Source organism: Variovorax sp. 05N34 (genome assembly GCF_056397405.1).
This window is the reverse complement of sequence record NZ_JBFTNI010000012.1, coordinates 61,031-74,254: the sequence shown is the minus strand read 5'-3', so window position 1 is coordinate 74,254 and position 13,224 is coordinate 61,031. Positions and strand designations below refer to the sequence as shown.

Sequence of the window (13,224 nt, the reverse complement as noted above, 5' to 3'; positions counted from 1 at the left end):
TCGTCAAGCGTGGGCTGCTGGCGAACCGGCTTGCAGGCGGATGGGGATCGACTTGCCCGCAGGCACCTTCGCGCGTTCGGCATGGTGGGCCAGCGGCAGAAGCGGATTGCACTCCGGGTAGTAGCCGGCGGCACAGCCGCGCGGGATGTTGTAGGGCGTGACGCGCAGCCCGTCGACCTCGCGCGTTTCGCCGTCGTCCACCGCGGTCGTCGCGCGGACGATGGCGCCTTCCTCGAAGCCGAGCCGGTCGATGTCGAACGGGTTCATCAACAGCACGCGCCGCGTGCCGTGCACGCCGCGGAACCTGTCGTCCAGGCTGTAGATCGTGGTGTTGAACTGGTCGTCGCTGCGGATGGTCATGAGGCGAAGCACGTCCGGCGCGGTCTCCGGCGCATCGGGGTCGACCTCGAGCGAACCGGGCAAGACAAAATTGGCCTTGCCGGTCGGCGTCTTCCACTCATGCTTGTTCGCCGAGATCGGCCGTTGAAAGCCCCCCGGCTTGCCGAAGCGGGCATTGAAGTCGGTGAACACATCCGGCCACGTCGCCTCGATCGCATCGCGGATGCGCGAGTAGTCTTCGACCCAGTTGTCCCACGGCACGCGAGGATTCGGCGGCAGCGTTGCCTTGGCGATGCCGGCAACGATCGCGATCTCGGAGCGAAGCGTCGTCGCGGCCGGCTCCGCCACGGCGTGCGACGCATGGAAGTAGCCGGTCGAGTCCTCCATCGATACCGTCTGCGGTCCGGTGCGCTGGCGATCGATCTCGATACGGCCCAGGCAAGGCAGGAGGTACGACACCTCGCCATGCACCAGATGCGTCCGGTTGAGCTTGGTGGCGATGTTGACCGTCAGGCGCAGCCGCCGCCATGCAGCTTCCATGCGTCGCGTATCCGGCACCGCACGAACGAAATTGCCCCCAAGGCCGACGAAGGCACGCACCGATCCGTCGAGCACGCCTTCGCAGGTCTCGACCGTGTTCAGTCCCTTCTTGCGCGGCGGCTCGAAGCCGTAGAGTTCCGCCAGCTTGTCCAGCGGCACGAGTTCAGGCTTTTCCGAAATGCCCACCGTGCGCTGTCCCTGCACGTTCGAGTGCCCGCGCACGGGGCAGATGCCGGCACCGGGTCGGCCGATGTGGCCACCCAACAGCAGCAGATTGGTCACCATCTGCACGTTCTGCACCCCTTTTCGATGCTGCGTCAGGCCCATGCCGTAGACGCCGATCACTGCGCGTGCCTTGGCGAACACGCGTGCTGCCGCTTCGATGGCATCGCGCTGCAAGCCGCTCTCGCGCTCGATGGACTCCCAGCTCGTGTCTTCGACGAAGCGCTGGAATTCATCGAAGCCGTGGGTGTGCTGGGCGATGAACCCACGGTCGACGGTGCTGCCCTGGCCGCCATTGGCCGACGGGTCGTCGGCTGCGAGCACCGCCTTGCAGAGCCCCGTCAGCGCAGCGATGTCGCCGCCGATCTTGAGCTGGAGGTACTGCGTGCTGATCGTGGTGTCCGCCGGCGTCAGCATTTCCTTGGGCGATTGAGGGTTCGCGAAATTCACGAGCCCGCGTTCGCGCAGGGGGTTGAAGGTGATGATCGGCACGCCGCGGCGCCGCGCTTCCTGTAGCTGGTGCAGCATGCGCGGACTGCTCACGCCGACGTTCTGGCCGAAGAAGAAGATCGCATCGGTTTTCTCGAAGTCGCCGAGATCGACCGTTCCCACCGGAACGCCGATGCTCTCAGGCAATGCGACCGACGTGCTTTCATGGCACATGTTGGAGCTGTCCGGCAGATTGTTGTTGCCGTAGAGGCGCGCCATGAGCTGGTACATGTAGCTCGCTTCCAGCGATGCCCGCCCCGACGTGTAGAAGACCACCGATTCGGGCGAACTCTCGCGCAGCGAACGCAGTTCGGCGCCAATACCCTGGAACGCGTCTTCCCAGCTCACTTCGAGGTAGCGGTCCGATGCCGCGTCCCACTTCATCGGGACGGTGAGGCGACCGCCCGCTTCCAGGTCGTGGTCGCTCATCTGGAGCAGGCTTTCGACCGTGTTCGATGCAAAGAATTCAGCGGTGCGCCGCTTGGAGGTGAGCTCCCAGGCCGTCGCCTTCGCACCGTTCTCGCAGAACTCGGCAGGGTGCGGCTCCGCCGGCTTCGCCCATGCGCAACTCACGCACATGAATCCGTCCGGCTTGTTCTGATGCAGCAGCGCTCTGGCACCCGCGATCGCGATACCTTCGCGAAGAAGATGCGAGGTCACTGCCTTGAGAGAACCCCATCCGCCCGATGGATGCCGATAGTGCTCGAATTTCTCTTCACTCACGATGGTCTCCGATGGTTGGACTGCTGTGCTGCACGCTGCACTCCGTACCCCCCGAACATCGTGAGCGGCCTGCCGGCTTGTGTCGTCCCGGCACTGATGACACGGAAGGCGCGGACCTACGAGTGGGCGCTCTTCCTACGGGCGTGCCTGCCGGTTTGCCGCAGCGTCCGCGCATGACCAGGGCTTCGAAGCCTTCCAAGAGTTCCAAGCATTCGGGCGATTTGCGCATCGGCGTCTCGGGCTGGCGCTACTCCGAGTGGCGTGGCGGCGCGTTCTATCCCAAGGGGCTCAAGCAGCGGGAAGAACTCGCCTATGTGGGGAGCGTGCTGTCGTCGACGGAAATCAACGGCTCGTTCTATTCGCTGCAGCGGCCGCCGCTGTACGAGGGGTGGGCATCCGGGACGCCGGACGATTTCGTCTTCGCGCTGAAGGGCCCGCGCTACGTGACTCACCTTCTCCGCTTGAAGGAAGTCCGTACGGCGCTCGCCAACTTCTTCGCGTCAGGACCGCTGGCGCTCGGCGCAAAGCTCGGACCGATTCTTTGGCAGCTGCCGCCGACCCTGCAATGGAATGCGGACCTGATCGGCGCTTTTCTTTCGCTGCTGCCGAAAGACACCGAAGAAGCGAAGGCGCTCGGTCGCATGCACGACGAGCGCACGGCGGGCCGCACGTGGCTGCAATCGGAGGGCGAGCGGCCGCTGCGGCATGCGCTCGAGGTCCGCCATCCGAGCTTTGTCGACCCGGCGTTCATCGCCCTGCTTCGCGAACATCGCATGGCGCTTGTCGTGGCGGACACCGCCGGGCGATTTCCGCTGATCGAGGACGTCACGGCCGACTTCGTCTACGTGCGGCTTCATGGCGATACCCAGCTCTACGCCAGCGGCTACAGCGACGAGGCGCTGTCACGATGGGCGCGCCGCATCGAGGCATGGCGCGATGGCGGCCAGCCGCCCGATGCGCGGTGCGCGTCCACCCGTGCGGCGCCGAAGTGCGCGCGCCGCGACGTCTATTGCTACTTCGACAACGACGTCAAGGCGCACGCGCCGCACGACGCCATGCGGCTGGCCGAGATGCTCGGTGCATCAGCCGGCCGGCTTGCCGCCCGTGCTGGCAATGACGTCTCCGCTGGTGAAGCTCGCTTCGGAGGAAACGAGAAGATCGTAAAGGACGTAAAGGCCCGCGATCCCGGCCGCCTGTCCAGGCCGGCCCATCGGCGAGTCGGCGCCAAACTGGGGTAGCTTGTCCGGCTTCTGCCGTGCACTTGGCTGCGGCGGCGTCCTCACTCACCCATTGCATTGGCCTTTCCTTCAGGCGATACCCAGGTACCTCTTCACAGCCGCGATCCTCGTGCCGCACGCGGCGACCGCCGCTCGCAGGCGGCCTTCCGTCACTTGCAACTCCTGCATCCAGAAACGCAGTTGGTAGACGTCGTTGAGGTCCACATGATCGAGATCTTGCGGAACGAACTGACGGGGACGAGGGGCGTGTGCTTGGATTTCCATGGAGCAGTCCTGGTGCGTGATTCGGCTTGTGTGCCTTTACTCCGGCAATAGTCGTGCCATGCCGGCGACGGCTGCGGCACTGGAACGTCGGCCAACCCGCCAGGCGGCTGCTTGAAAAACTTGCGGCAACTTCAGCCGGGCGACCGGTAGTTCCGTCGAACCGGCGCAACCGGCTAGACCTCCCGGATGCCGACGATCTGCAGATAGAACGCGGTCTCGCGCATGGTCATGCCTTCTTCGAGCGCCGAGAGCTCCAGGCGCTCGAAATCATGGGACAGCCATTCGAAAAGCCGCGAGACCGGCGCGTCTTCGAGCGACACCGAGTCCTCCCATCCGCCCAAGCGCGCCGAAGCGCTTGCCATCATCCGGCGCAGGAACACAGCGCGGCAGATCCGGAGCTGGCTCAGATCCTCCGCGGTGAACGAGCCGCGTATGGCGAGGAGTTCGCGGTGGTAGTTGTCGAATCGCTGGGAGATCGTCGCGCCGTCCCAGCCCGGCGGCTCGCCGCGCCCGCTGACGCGCAGCACCCGCGCCAATTCACGCAGGACCTGCATGAGCGCCAGTTGCTGGAGAAGGCACAGCCCCAAACGGACGTGGGGTGACATGAACGCTCCCTATGCCGGGTTGGTGTCGCCGCCGCTCCGCTTGATCGAGGCAGCCAGCGCTTCGCGATCGGCGATCAGCGTCCGGGCTCTCTGCGCAAGTGCGCGCAGTGCGCTGGCGCCATCGCCGTGGGGAGTCGCGAGCACCAAGCGGCAGCTGTAGTTGCCGGCGCGCAGGTCCGCATGCCCGCTCACGTGCCCCTCGCGACTCACGCCATCGAGCTGCAGGGTCACGTCCCAGCCTTGGTAGTTGAAGTGGTGCCCCGCGTGGTTTCCCGAAAGGGCCAATGGAGGAGTGCCGGCGCCCGGCTCGTTTGCTTGCATGATGGTGTTCTGGTGCACGGCCTTCATGTAGGCAAATGCCGTGCCCAAGTGCCCGCTCCCGACTGCCGAGCTTGATTCGTGCCTGGCGCCCGCGATCGGTAAGAGTTGCCGCAAGAACTACCGGGCTGCGGTCGCTCACGCGCGCCTTGCGATGCACATCCGCAGGCCTCGATGCGGCGCATAATTTCGGGCTTTTCGAACGTTGGCCGAACTTTTGCGAAAGGGCAGGATGAGCGCACCGGAGCCTGAAGGGACCACCGAACCCAACGAACAAAACGCCGAAAAGACGGCCTCCGCCCTGCCGCGCACAGTGGCCGCGGTGCCGGTCGTTGGCATTGGCGGTTCCGCGGGCAGCATCGGCTCGCTGGTCACTTTCTTCAAGAGTGTTCCTGAAGCGCCGGGCGTCGCCTTCGTGGTCGTCCTGCACCTCGCCGCGGATCATGAAAGCACGCTGGCCGAACTGTTGCAGCGCTGCACGAGTTTGCCCGTGGTCCAGGTCCAGGAGACGCTGACGATCGAGCCCGATCACATCTACGTCATTCCGCCCGGCAAGTCGCTGCAGACCGCGGGCGATCAACTGCAGCTCGGCCTGCTCAAACGCAGGGGCCGCCCCCTGGCCGTCGATCTGTTCCTGCGCTCTCTGGCGGAGTCGCACGGTCCGAAAGCCTCGGCGGTGGTGCTGTCAGGCGCTGACGGCGACGGTGCGATCGGCATCAAGCGCATCAAGGAACGAGGCGGTCTCACGGTCGCGCAATCGCCCGAGGAGGCCGAGTACGACGGCATGCCGCGCGCATCGATCGAGACCGGCATGGTGGACTGGGTGCTGCCGGTGTCGCAGATGTCGGAGCGCCTGCTGCGCTACCACCGGCTTGGCGAACAGCTGCGGCTCCCGACGGAAGAAGAACCCGCCTCGCAAGCCTCGCGTCCGCCGCCCGGGCACGACGAAGCGGCGCTGCGCGACATCCTGACGTTTCTGCGCGCTCGCACCGGGCGCGACTTCTCGTCGTACAAGCGCGCCACCGTGCTGCGCCGCATCGCCCGGCGCATGCAGGTCAATTCGATCGAGGATCTGCCTAGCTACCTGAATTGCCTGCGCACGAATTCCGCGGAGGCCGGTGCGCTGCTGCAGGATCTCTTGATCAGCGTCACCAACTTCTTCCGCGACCCTGAATCCTTCGCGGCGCTGCAGCGGCAGATCCCGGCGCTCTTCGCCAAACGGGGGCCGAACGAAACGGTTCGCGTGTGGGTCGTGGCCTGCGCGACGGGCGAAGAGGCTTACTCGGTCGGAATGATGCTGGCCGAATACGCGCGCGAGCTCGACGCGCCGCCCCTGATCCAGATCTTCGCGACCGACCTCGACGAGGAAGCGATCCAGGCAGCGCGCGAAGGCCTCTACCCGGCGGCCATCGAAGCCGACGTGTCCGACGATCGCCTTCAACGCTTCTTCACCAAGGAGCATCGCGGTTATCGCGTGCGCAGGGAGTTGCGCGAGATGGTGCTTTTCGCGACGCACGACGTGCTGAAGGACTCTCCGTTTTCGCGGCTCGACCTCGTGAGCTGCCGCAACCTGCTCATCTACCTGAACCGTGACGCGCAAGCGCGCGTCTTCGAGACCTTCCATTTCGCGCTGAACCCGGGCGCCGTCCTATTCCTGGGCTCGTCGGAATCGGTGGACGACGGCAGCCCGCTGTTCACCGTGGCCGACAAGAAGTACCGGATCTACAAGCAACGCGCAGCGCCGCGCATTGGCCTTCCGGTGCCGTCGGGTCCGGGCACTCTGGCACTGCAGATGCAGCGCGGCGCGTTCTCGCCGGGCGTGCAGGTTGCAACGGAGGCAGCGTCGACGGCCGCCGCCGCTCAGCCCTTGCTTCCCCTGCAGCGCGCCGGCCGCATGCCGGAGCATCCCCATCGGACTTCCTGGGGCGAACTGCACCTGCGTCTGCTGGAAGAGCTGGCGCCGCCTTCCCTCCTCGTGGACAGCGAATACGAAATCGTCCACCTGTCGCCGAGCGCCGGACGCTTTCTGCAATTCACGGGCGGCGAGCCGAGCCGCAATCTGCTGCGATCGGTGAACTCGGCCCTGCGCATCGAGTTGCGGGCGGCGCTGCTCGAAGCCGGTCAGACACGGAAGACTTCCGAAGTGCCGGACCTCCCTATCGAACTCGATGGCGAGGCGCTGGTCCTTCGCCTGAGCGTGACGCCGGTGGGTGAACCGGGGGCCGATCTGTACATCGTCCTGCTCGACAGCCGGCCCGCGGCGGTGCAGACGCCCGATCCGGCGGATGCCGCGGCTCGGCTCAAGGAGCCCGACCCGGTCGCCCGCCACCTCGATCGCGAACTGGAGCGGCTCAAAGCGCATCTGCGGGACACGGTCGAGCAGTACGAGGCATCCACCGAAGAGCTCAAGGCCAGCAACGAGGAATTGCAGGCCATGAACGAAGAACTGCGTTCGGCCACCGAGGAACTGGAAACCGGCCGCGAGGAGCTGCAGTCCATCAATGAAGAGCTGACGACGGTCAACCACGAACTCAAGGCCAAGGTCGACGAACTGGGCCACGCCAACAGCGACATGCAGAACCTGATGGACGCCACGGCGATCGCGACCATCTTCCTGGACCGCGACCTGCGCATCAAGCGCTATACGCCCTCGGCCATCAGCTTGTTCAACCTGATCCCGACCGACCTGGGGCGGCCGCTGGCCGACCTGACGACGCAACTCAATTACCGCGAACTCAGTGCCGATGCGCATCGGGTCCTGGAGCGGCTCGTGCCGGTCGAACGCGAAGTCGGACAGGCCGACGGCAGCTGGTTCCTCGCGCGCCTGCTGCCCTACCGTACGACCGACGACCGCATCGCCGGCATCGTGCTTTCGTTCATCGACATCACCGAGCGCAAGCAGGCGGAGGAAGTGCGGCTCTGGCTGTCGGCGGTGGTTGCCTTCTCCAGCGACGCCATCATGAGCTTTGCGCTGGACGGCACGATCCTGAGCTGGAACGGCGGGGCCGAATCCATGTTCGGCTATGCGGAGGAAGAGATCATCGGCAGGCCGCTCTCCATCCTGTCCCCAGAGCAGGACGTGCGTGAGACGGCCTTGCTCGACAAAGTCATCGCCGGTCAGCAGGTGCAGAACTTCGAGACCGTTCGACGGCGCAAGGATGGCTCGACGCTTCAGGTCTCCATGACCATTTCGCCGATCCACGACGACAACGGCCGAGTGATGGCGGGCACCGCCACCGCGCGCGACATCACGGTCGCCAAGCAGGTCGAGGCCGAACTGCGCGAAAGCCGCGAGCAGTTGCGCCTGGTGATCGAGAACGCCGACGAGTTCGCCATCTTCTCGACGGACCTGGACCGCCGCGTCACGACCTGGAACGCGGGTGCGCAGCGCATCCTCGGCTACTCGGAAAAGGAAGTCGTCGGCCGCTCGGTGGACGTGATCTTCACCGAAGAGGATCGAGCCGCCGGCGCACCCGAGCAAGAGGCTTACCTCGCCCGGACCGAGGGTCGCGCCGCCGACGATCGCTTCCACGTGCGCAAGGACGGCACGCGCTTCTGGGCGAGCGGCGCGATGATGCTGATGCGGGACAGCGCCGCCGCCGCGGTCGGATTCGTCAAGGTGCTTCGCGACCAGACGCTGATGCGCAAGGCGCAGGACGCGGCGGAGCGCAGCAAGGCGGAGTTGCTCGAAGCCTTGCAGGACAACCTTTCGGCCCGGCGGGCACTCGAAGTGGCCGACGCGGCCAAGGACCGGTTCCTCGCGGTCCTGTCGCATGAGCTCCGGACGCCGCTCGCATCGATATCGTCGGCGGCCCAGGTGCTCGAAGGCCCGGACACCGACGGCGACCGCAACAGGGCCGCCGACGTCGTGCGCCGGCAGGCGGCGGCGATGCGCGAACTGCTGAACGATCTGCTCGACGTCTCGCGCCTCCGCCTCGGCAGGCTCGCGCTGCAGCGGCAGGCGGTTCGCATTTCGGCCGTGGTCGAGTCAGCGCTGGAGGCGACCCGTCCGCAGATCGATTCCGCCAATCACACCCTGACCGTGAGGCTTCCCGTCGTCGAGTTGGAAGTCGATGCCGATCCGGTTCGACTGGCGCAGGTCATCAGCAATCTCGTGAGCAACGCCGCCAAGTACACGCCGGCCGGCGGACACATCAGCGTGTCGGCCGAGCTTGTCGAGAACGAAGTGGTGGTGACTGTCGCCGACGATGGAATCGGCATGGTGCCCGCGGAGATCGACGCCATGTTCGACATGTTCGTGCAGGCCCCGGAGGCGCGCGAGAGGATTGCCGGCGGACTCGGCATCGGGCTCGCGCTCTCGCGCAGCATCGTGCAGTTGCATGGAGGTTGGATTCATGCGACTTCGGCGGGCCCTGGACAAGGCAGCCGCTTCCGCTTCGGCCTGCCGGTGTTCCGCGCCACGGAGTTGGAGGCTCCCCCAGCCCCGCGCCAGCTCGTGCCGCTGGACGTCCCGCCATCGCGCGAGACAAAGATCCTCGTCGCGGACGACAACCGCGATGCGGCCTGGGGGCTCGCCAAGCTGCTCGAGCGCGCGGGCTACGGCGTCGTGATTGCCAACGGCGGGCTGCAGGCGGTCGAACTCACCCGAACGCACCGGCCTGACGTCGCGCTCCTGGACATCGGCATGCCGGATCTGGACGGCCATGAAGTTGCACGGCAATTGCGCGCCGATGTTGGGAACGCCGAAATGATGCTGATCGCGGCGACTGGCTGGGGTCAGCCGCGCGACATCCAGGATGCGCTCAATGCCGGCTTCGACGCCCACCTGACGAAGCCCGTCGATGTGGAGACCATCCGCAAGCTGATCGATGAGCACTTGTTGCGCCGCATGGTCAGCGAGGCGCCGCCCAACTAGACCCAGGCCGGAACCGGGGCCCTCACCCTCCGCCGCCGCCGCGCTTGCGGCGCCGCCATTCCGAGACCCAGGCGAGGCACTCCTCGTTCAATTCTCCGCGTAGCTGGCGGAGTGAGCCTTGCTTGCGGGACAGGGAGAAAGTGCATTCCAGCCGCAGGTCGCGCGTGCGGATCACTTCCGCACGGCCGTGGAGCACGCCGTCGAAATCACGCTCCGGGACGAAGAACACGAATTCCCATTCGAGGTAGGGCACCCGAAATTTCTGCTCCATCGTTCCCCCTCCGAATGCCGGATGTCGAATGTCGATGTCGATGTCGAATGCTGGCGTCAAGAGGGGTCCCGACTCTGTTCCGAGCTGAGGTCTTCCCTCAGGTTGTAAGGGGCCGAGTCGTCTTCACGGCTGGTTTCCACGCTTTTGCGCCGGTCGGAGTTTCTCTCCACAGGAGCCGGGCCCGAGACGTCGCCGCCTTGCGTCTGCTTTCCGGTGAACGCTTCTCCGGCCCCGATGTTGTCGGCGCCGCCGCTGGTGACGGGGCGGGTGCCGTCCCCGCTGCCCGAATCGGCCACCTGACCGGACTGGCCTGACCGTTGAGGTGGTGCAGTCATGACTTTTCCTTCGCTGCTGTTGGGTTGGGTTGGTTGGGATGGAACCGCTCATCCTGACCCGGCAATCACAGCAGAGGCCATCGCCAATGTCCTCATAGCTTGCCGGTGTGCGCCTACACCATCGTTTTGCGGCCATTCGCCATTGCCTTGCATCGCATGTCCTCAGCGCTTCTTGCGGGTTGCACGCGCCTTCTTCCTACATGCGCAATGACGGCGCGCTCGAACGCTCCGCCACAGGAGCAAATGCCCGTGATCCATCCCTTCTTTACCGTCCTCCTCAGGCGGCCAGACCTGGTTGCACGCCATCTGGCCAACCACGTGGCTCTCATGCGAGCCGAACTTTCCGCAGCCAAGCGCGCGATGCTGATCAAGGCGACGGGCGCCGTGGTGGCGGGGGTTTGTCTCCTGCTCGCATTGGGCCTGACCGCCGTGGCGATCATGCTCGGCGTGTTGCAGGGGTTCCACTGGGCGCTGGTCGTCGTTCCGGGCGTCGCGTGGCTCCTGTTCGTGATCGGACTCGTTGCGGCGATGCGCTCGGCGGTGGTGCCGAAGGCGCAGGAAGTGCAGCAGCAATTCGAAGCCGACCTCGACCTGCTTCGTGTGGTCCGAAAGGAGAAACTGCATGAACGACTCTGACGCTTCCCTCGACGCCAAGGCCAGGCTCGCTGTGACACGCGCCGAGCTCCACGAGGAGATGGACCAGCGTCCCCTGCAGGAGTACGGCAAGAAGCATCCGGGTTTGCTCGTCGCGTGCAGCGCGGGTGCAGGCGCGGGCGCATTGCTGGTCCTGTTGAAACCCTGGCATCGTCGCCGCCGCACTTTCAACGGCAGTGGGCGAGGTCCTACCGCATAGACAACCGGCAGCCGACATGGGTGCCGCCCTCGCCTTCAGATGCTTCGTCATTCGTTCTTGTTTTCATCCCCCACTCAACCGGAGCCCACGATGCCGACTTCCACCAAGCGCGCCGCCGCCGACGCGTGCAGCCTTCTCGATGCGGACCATCGCAACGTCAAGAAGCTGTTCAAGGCCTATGAAGAATTGACCCACTCGAAAGCCGCCAACGTTTCCGACAAGAAGCGCGAACTGGCCGAGGAGATCTGTTCGGAGCTCACCGTTCACGCACAGATCGAAGAAGAAATCTTCTATCCCGCCGTGCGCGAAGCCATCAAGGAGACAGACCTCCTCGACGAAGCCGAGGTGGAGCATGCCAGCGCCAAGGACCTGATTGCCCAGATCCAGGGCGCCACGGAGATCGACGACAAGTTCGACGCCAAGGTGACCGTGCTTGGGGAATACATCGACCACCACGTCAAGGAAGAGCGCAACGAGATTTTCGTCAAGGCCCGTGCAGCGCACGGACTCGACCTGATGGCCCTGCGCGATCAACTTGAAACCCGCAAGGAAGAGCTGATGGGCGAACTCACCGCGGCCGCCTGACCCGCGCGAAGGGCCCTCTTCAAGGGCCCTACTCGACGTAATGGACGAGCAGTGGTGCCACGGCCCGCAGGAACGACAACTCGCAGGGCCGCACTTCACAGCTGTCTATGTCGAAGTGGCACAGCACGCCGCATGCGGGTCCATCGACCGGCGCCAGAACGACGCCGCAATAGGAAATGATGAGTCCGCCGAGCGGCTTCAGGCGAACATCCTGGCTGCAATCCGAGGTCACGAAATCACCGGCCTCCACCGTGATCGCGCCGAGCGCCGCCAGGAATTGCGCGCTCTGGAGATAGGCGCGGTTTTCGTTGAAGCGGTCGAAGACGCACACGGGGAGCAGATTGCCGCCCCTGAGCCGGTGCAGCGCGGTGTAGCGGAACTTCGTTCGATCGTTCAGAAGCTCCAGGGCCGACGCGAGTCCCTGTTTGGCCAGCCGCGCCTCGAACGCGAGAAGCTGGTCCTCGAAGGGAATCTCCATCGACGCCGTGGGGGGCGCCTCTGCTGCAGGGCTAGTCACCAAAGACTTCCCGGATCGAATCGCCCGCATCGCGCTGGCTCTCGTTTCTGTATCCCCTCACCGCCTCCGCGCATTCGTCCGCGACGAGCATGCCGTAGTCGCGCAACCGCATCGGCAGCGAATCGCCGGGCTTGATCAGCATCGCCGCCGTTGCACAACGCCTGAAGATCTCTTCAGACGCTTCGATGTTGATTGCCATGGCTTGCCTCCGATGTATGTGGTGGGTCATGGATGGCCGGCGCTACCTGCGCTATGGGCGCTATTGGCCCAGTCTCGATGCCGTAGGCGTCACGGACGTTCGCCAACGCTTCCAGGATCAACTGGTAGGCCTGCTGCCGTTCGGCGGAACTGGCGGAGGGCCTGCCTTCGGCACCCGGCGAGTCCAGGGAGTTGCGCAGGCGCTCGCAGGCGGCCTCGAATGCAAGCAGCGCCCGTGACTTCGAAGGAACCGAAGAGATCGAAGGGATCGAAGAGACCGAAGGAATAGCTCTTTGAGACATGACCTCTTCTAAGTAGTGATCATCCCGGTGAAATACTGCTCGTGCGCGCGTTTTCAAGTCGGCAAAAAACTCTAGCACCGGGTTCTGAACCTATCCTGACCGCGGAGACGTCAGCAGGGGAATTCAGAGCACGAATCTCTCAAAGATGGAGCGCCAGCCGATGTGCAGTGCAGTAAGCGAAAAACGCATCCAGTTCCGTGGACTTGTCGAAGATCGCATCGGCGCCCTGGGCCAATGCCTTGCGGGCAATGTCGGCAGTGGCGTAGTTTGTCAACACAACCACACGCTGATCAGCGGAGCGCCCACGACACTGCTGGACAACACCGAGTCCCGAGCCTTGCGCCAGGAACAGGTCGATCACCCCGAGCTTCCAGTGATCGGGATTTGCCTTGAGCCACGCGACGGCCTCCGCCTCCGACGGAAAGACTTCCATGACCTTCGCTCCCGCCAATTCATCCAGTGCCGAGATCAGGTTCTTCTGAATCAGCAGGTTGTCTTCGACAAGGAAGAAGGGCAGCGACATGGCATTAAGAGCATGTATTCACTCAC

15 protein-coding genes are annotated in these 13,224 nt (G+C 64.9%); 6 read left to right on the top strand and 9 right to left on the bottom strand.

The window, feature by feature from the left end:
* Positions 1–3: 3 nt before the first annotated feature.
* Positions 4–2,316 carry an FdhF/YdeP family oxidoreductase gene (locus tag AC1DMA_RS26745; RefSeq protein WP_478146069.1) on the bottom strand — a complete coding sequence of 771 codons (2,313 nt, stop codon included), beginning with the start codon at positions 2,314–2,316 and terminating at the stop codon, positions 4–6.
* Between the two features lie 170 nt (positions 2,317–2,486).
* Here AC1DMA_RS26745 and AC1DMA_RS26740 point away from each other — a divergent pair, with 170 nt between their 5' ends.
* Complete coding sequence (locus tag AC1DMA_RS26740; protein ID WP_478146031.1) at positions 2,487–3,551, top strand: DUF72 domain-containing protein; 1,065 nt, start codon at positions 2,487–2,489, stop codon at positions 3,549–3,551.
* Between the two features lie 69 nt (positions 3,552–3,620).
* On the opposite strand, the gene AC1DMA_RS26735 is transcribed toward AC1DMA_RS26740, so the two are convergent.
* The 3 genes from AC1DMA_RS26735 to AC1DMA_RS26725 all read right to left on the bottom strand — a co-directional run bounded on the left by AC1DMA_RS26735 (position 3,621) and on the right by AC1DMA_RS26725 (position 4,789).
* Positions 3,621–3,815 (bottom strand): DUF3606 domain-containing protein, encoded by a 195-nt coding sequence (locus AC1DMA_RS26735; RefSeq protein WP_478128365.1) that lies wholly within the window; start codon positions 3,813–3,815, stop codon positions 3,621–3,623.
* Positions 3,816–3,988: 173 nt separating this feature from the next.
* Positions 3,989–4,420: a hypothetical protein gene (locus AC1DMA_RS26730; RefSeq protein ID WP_478146030.1), complete on the bottom strand. Its 432-nt coding sequence runs from the start codon at positions 4,418–4,420 to the stop codon at positions 3,989–3,991.
* 9 nt (positions 4,421–4,429) lie between these two features.
* Positions 4,430–4,789, bottom strand: a complete 360-nt coding sequence (locus AC1DMA_RS26725) for a hypothetical protein (protein WP_478146029.1) — start codon at positions 4,787–4,789, stop codon at positions 4,430–4,432.
* Between the two features lie 181 nt (positions 4,790–4,970).
* Here AC1DMA_RS26725 and AC1DMA_RS26720 point away from each other — a divergent pair, with 181 nt between their 5' ends.
* On the top strand, positions 4,971–9,614 hold the full coding sequence (locus tag AC1DMA_RS26720; protein ID WP_478146028.1) for a PAS domain S-box protein: 4,644 nt from the start codon (positions 4,971–4,973) through the stop codon (positions 9,612–9,614).
* Between the two features lie 22 nt (positions 9,615–9,636).
* On the opposite strand, the gene AC1DMA_RS26715 is transcribed toward AC1DMA_RS26720, so the two are convergent.
* Both AC1DMA_RS26715 and AC1DMA_RS26710 read right to left on the bottom strand, forming a co-directional pair.
* Positions 9,637–9,885: a hypothetical protein gene (locus tag AC1DMA_RS26715; RefSeq protein ID WP_478146027.1), complete on the bottom strand. Its 249-nt coding sequence runs from the start codon at positions 9,883–9,885 to the stop codon at positions 9,637–9,639.
* 56 nt (positions 9,886–9,941) lie between these two features.
* A complete protein-coding gene (locus AC1DMA_RS26710; RefSeq protein ID WP_478146026.1) occupies positions 9,942–10,220 on the bottom strand; it encodes a hypothetical protein in 279 nt (92 codons plus the stop codon).
* 249 nt (positions 10,221–10,469) lie between these two features.
* Here AC1DMA_RS26710 and AC1DMA_RS26705 point away from each other — a divergent pair, with 249 nt between their 5' ends.
* The 3 genes from AC1DMA_RS26705 to AC1DMA_RS26695 all read left to right on the top strand — a co-directional run bounded on the left by AC1DMA_RS26705 (position 10,470) and on the right by AC1DMA_RS26695 (position 11,658).
* The gene (locus tag AC1DMA_RS26705) at positions 10,470–10,856 is read left to right on the top strand and encodes a phage holin family protein (protein WP_478146025.1); all 387 of its coding nucleotides are present in this window, start codon (positions 10,470–10,472) and stop codon (positions 10,854–10,856) included.
* Positions 10,843–11,073 carry a hypothetical protein gene (locus AC1DMA_RS26700; RefSeq protein ID WP_478128358.1) on the top strand — a complete coding sequence of 77 codons (231 nt, stop codon included), beginning with the start codon at positions 10,843–10,845 and terminating at the stop codon, positions 11,071–11,073. The genes AC1DMA_RS26705 and AC1DMA_RS26700 overlap by 14 nt, the downstream gene beginning before the upstream one ends.
* A gap of 90 nt (positions 11,074–11,163) precedes the next feature.
* A complete protein-coding gene (locus tag AC1DMA_RS26695; protein ID WP_478128357.1) occupies positions 11,164–11,658 on the top strand; it encodes a hemerythrin domain-containing protein in 495 nt (164 codons plus the stop codon).
* 28 nt (positions 11,659–11,686) lie between these two features.
* Here the strand turns inward: AC1DMA_RS26695 and AC1DMA_RS26690 are convergent, their stop codons facing one another.
* Positions 11,687–12,175 (bottom strand): hypothetical protein, encoded by a 489-nt coding sequence (locus AC1DMA_RS26690; protein ID WP_478128356.1) that lies wholly within the window; start codon positions 12,173–12,175, stop codon positions 11,687–11,689.
* Positions 12,168–12,374 carry a hypothetical protein gene (locus tag AC1DMA_RS26685; protein WP_478128355.1) on the bottom strand — a complete coding sequence of 69 codons (207 nt, stop codon included), beginning with the start codon at positions 12,372–12,374 and terminating at the stop codon, positions 12,168–12,170. Before AC1DMA_RS26685 ends, AC1DMA_RS26690 begins: the two co-directional genes overlap by 8 nt.
* A gap of 28 nt (positions 12,375–12,402) precedes the next feature.
* Between AC1DMA_RS26685 and AC1DMA_RS26680 the strand changes: the two genes are divergently transcribed.
* Positions 12,403–12,612 carry a hypothetical protein gene (locus tag AC1DMA_RS26680; RefSeq protein ID WP_478128354.1) on the top strand — a complete coding sequence of 70 codons (210 nt, stop codon included), beginning with the start codon at positions 12,403–12,405 and terminating at the stop codon, positions 12,610–12,612.
* A 202-nt stretch (positions 12,613–12,814) separates the two neighbouring features.
* Here AC1DMA_RS26680 and AC1DMA_RS26675 read toward each other — a convergent pair whose 3' ends face one another.
* The gene (locus tag AC1DMA_RS26675) at positions 12,815–13,198 is read right to left on the bottom strand and encodes a response regulator (protein WP_478146024.1); all 384 of its coding nucleotides are present in this window, start codon (positions 13,196–13,198) and stop codon (positions 12,815–12,817) included.
* Positions 13,199–13,224: the final 26 nt, after the last annotated feature.

What these genes read in the sequence shown, in the direction of transcription:
- AC1DMA_RS26740 (WP_478146031.1), top strand. Translation starts at nt 2,487, where the DNA reads ATGACCAGGGCTTCGAAGCCTTCCAAGAGTTCCAAGCATTCGGGCGAT.
- AC1DMA_RS26735 (WP_478128365.1), bottom strand. Translation starts at nt 3,815, where the DNA reads ATGGAAATCCAAGCACACGCCCCTCGTCCCCGTCAGTTCGTTCCGCAA.
- AC1DMA_RS26730 (WP_478146030.1), bottom strand. Translation starts at nt 4,420, where the DNA reads ATGTCACCCCACGTCCGTTTGGGGCTGTGCCTTCTCCAGCAACTGGCG.
- AC1DMA_RS26720 (WP_478146028.1), top strand. Translation starts at nt 4,971, where the DNA reads ATGAGCGCACCGGAGCCTGAAGGGACCACCGAACCCAACGAACAAAAC.
- AC1DMA_RS26715 (WP_478146027.1), bottom strand. Translation starts at nt 9,885, where the DNA reads ATGGAGCAGAAATTTCGGGTGCCCTACCTCGAATGGGAATTCGTGTTC.
- AC1DMA_RS26710 (WP_478146026.1), bottom strand. Translation starts at nt 10,220, where the DNA reads ATGACTGCACCACCTCAACGGTCAGGCCAGTCCGGTCAGGTGGCCGAT.
- AC1DMA_RS26700 (WP_478128358.1), top strand. Translation starts at nt 10,843, where the DNA reads ATGAACGACTCTGACGCTTCCCTCGACGCCAAGGCCAGGCTCGCTGTG.
- AC1DMA_RS26695 (WP_478128357.1), top strand. Translation starts at nt 11,164, where the DNA reads ATGCCGACTTCCACCAAGCGCGCCGCCGCCGACGCGTGCAGCCTTCTC.
- AC1DMA_RS26685 (WP_478128355.1), bottom strand. Translation starts at nt 12,374, where the DNA reads ATGGCAATCAACATCGAAGCGTCTGAAGAGATCTTCAGGCGTTGTGCA.
- AC1DMA_RS26680 (WP_478128354.1), top strand. Translation starts at nt 12,403, where the DNA reads ATGGATGGCCGGCGCTACCTGCGCTATGGGCGCTATTGGCCCAGTCTC.
- AC1DMA_RS26675 (WP_478146024.1), bottom strand. Translation starts at nt 13,198, where the DNA reads ATGTCGCTGCCCTTCTTCCTTGTCGAAGACAACCTGCTGATTCAGAAG.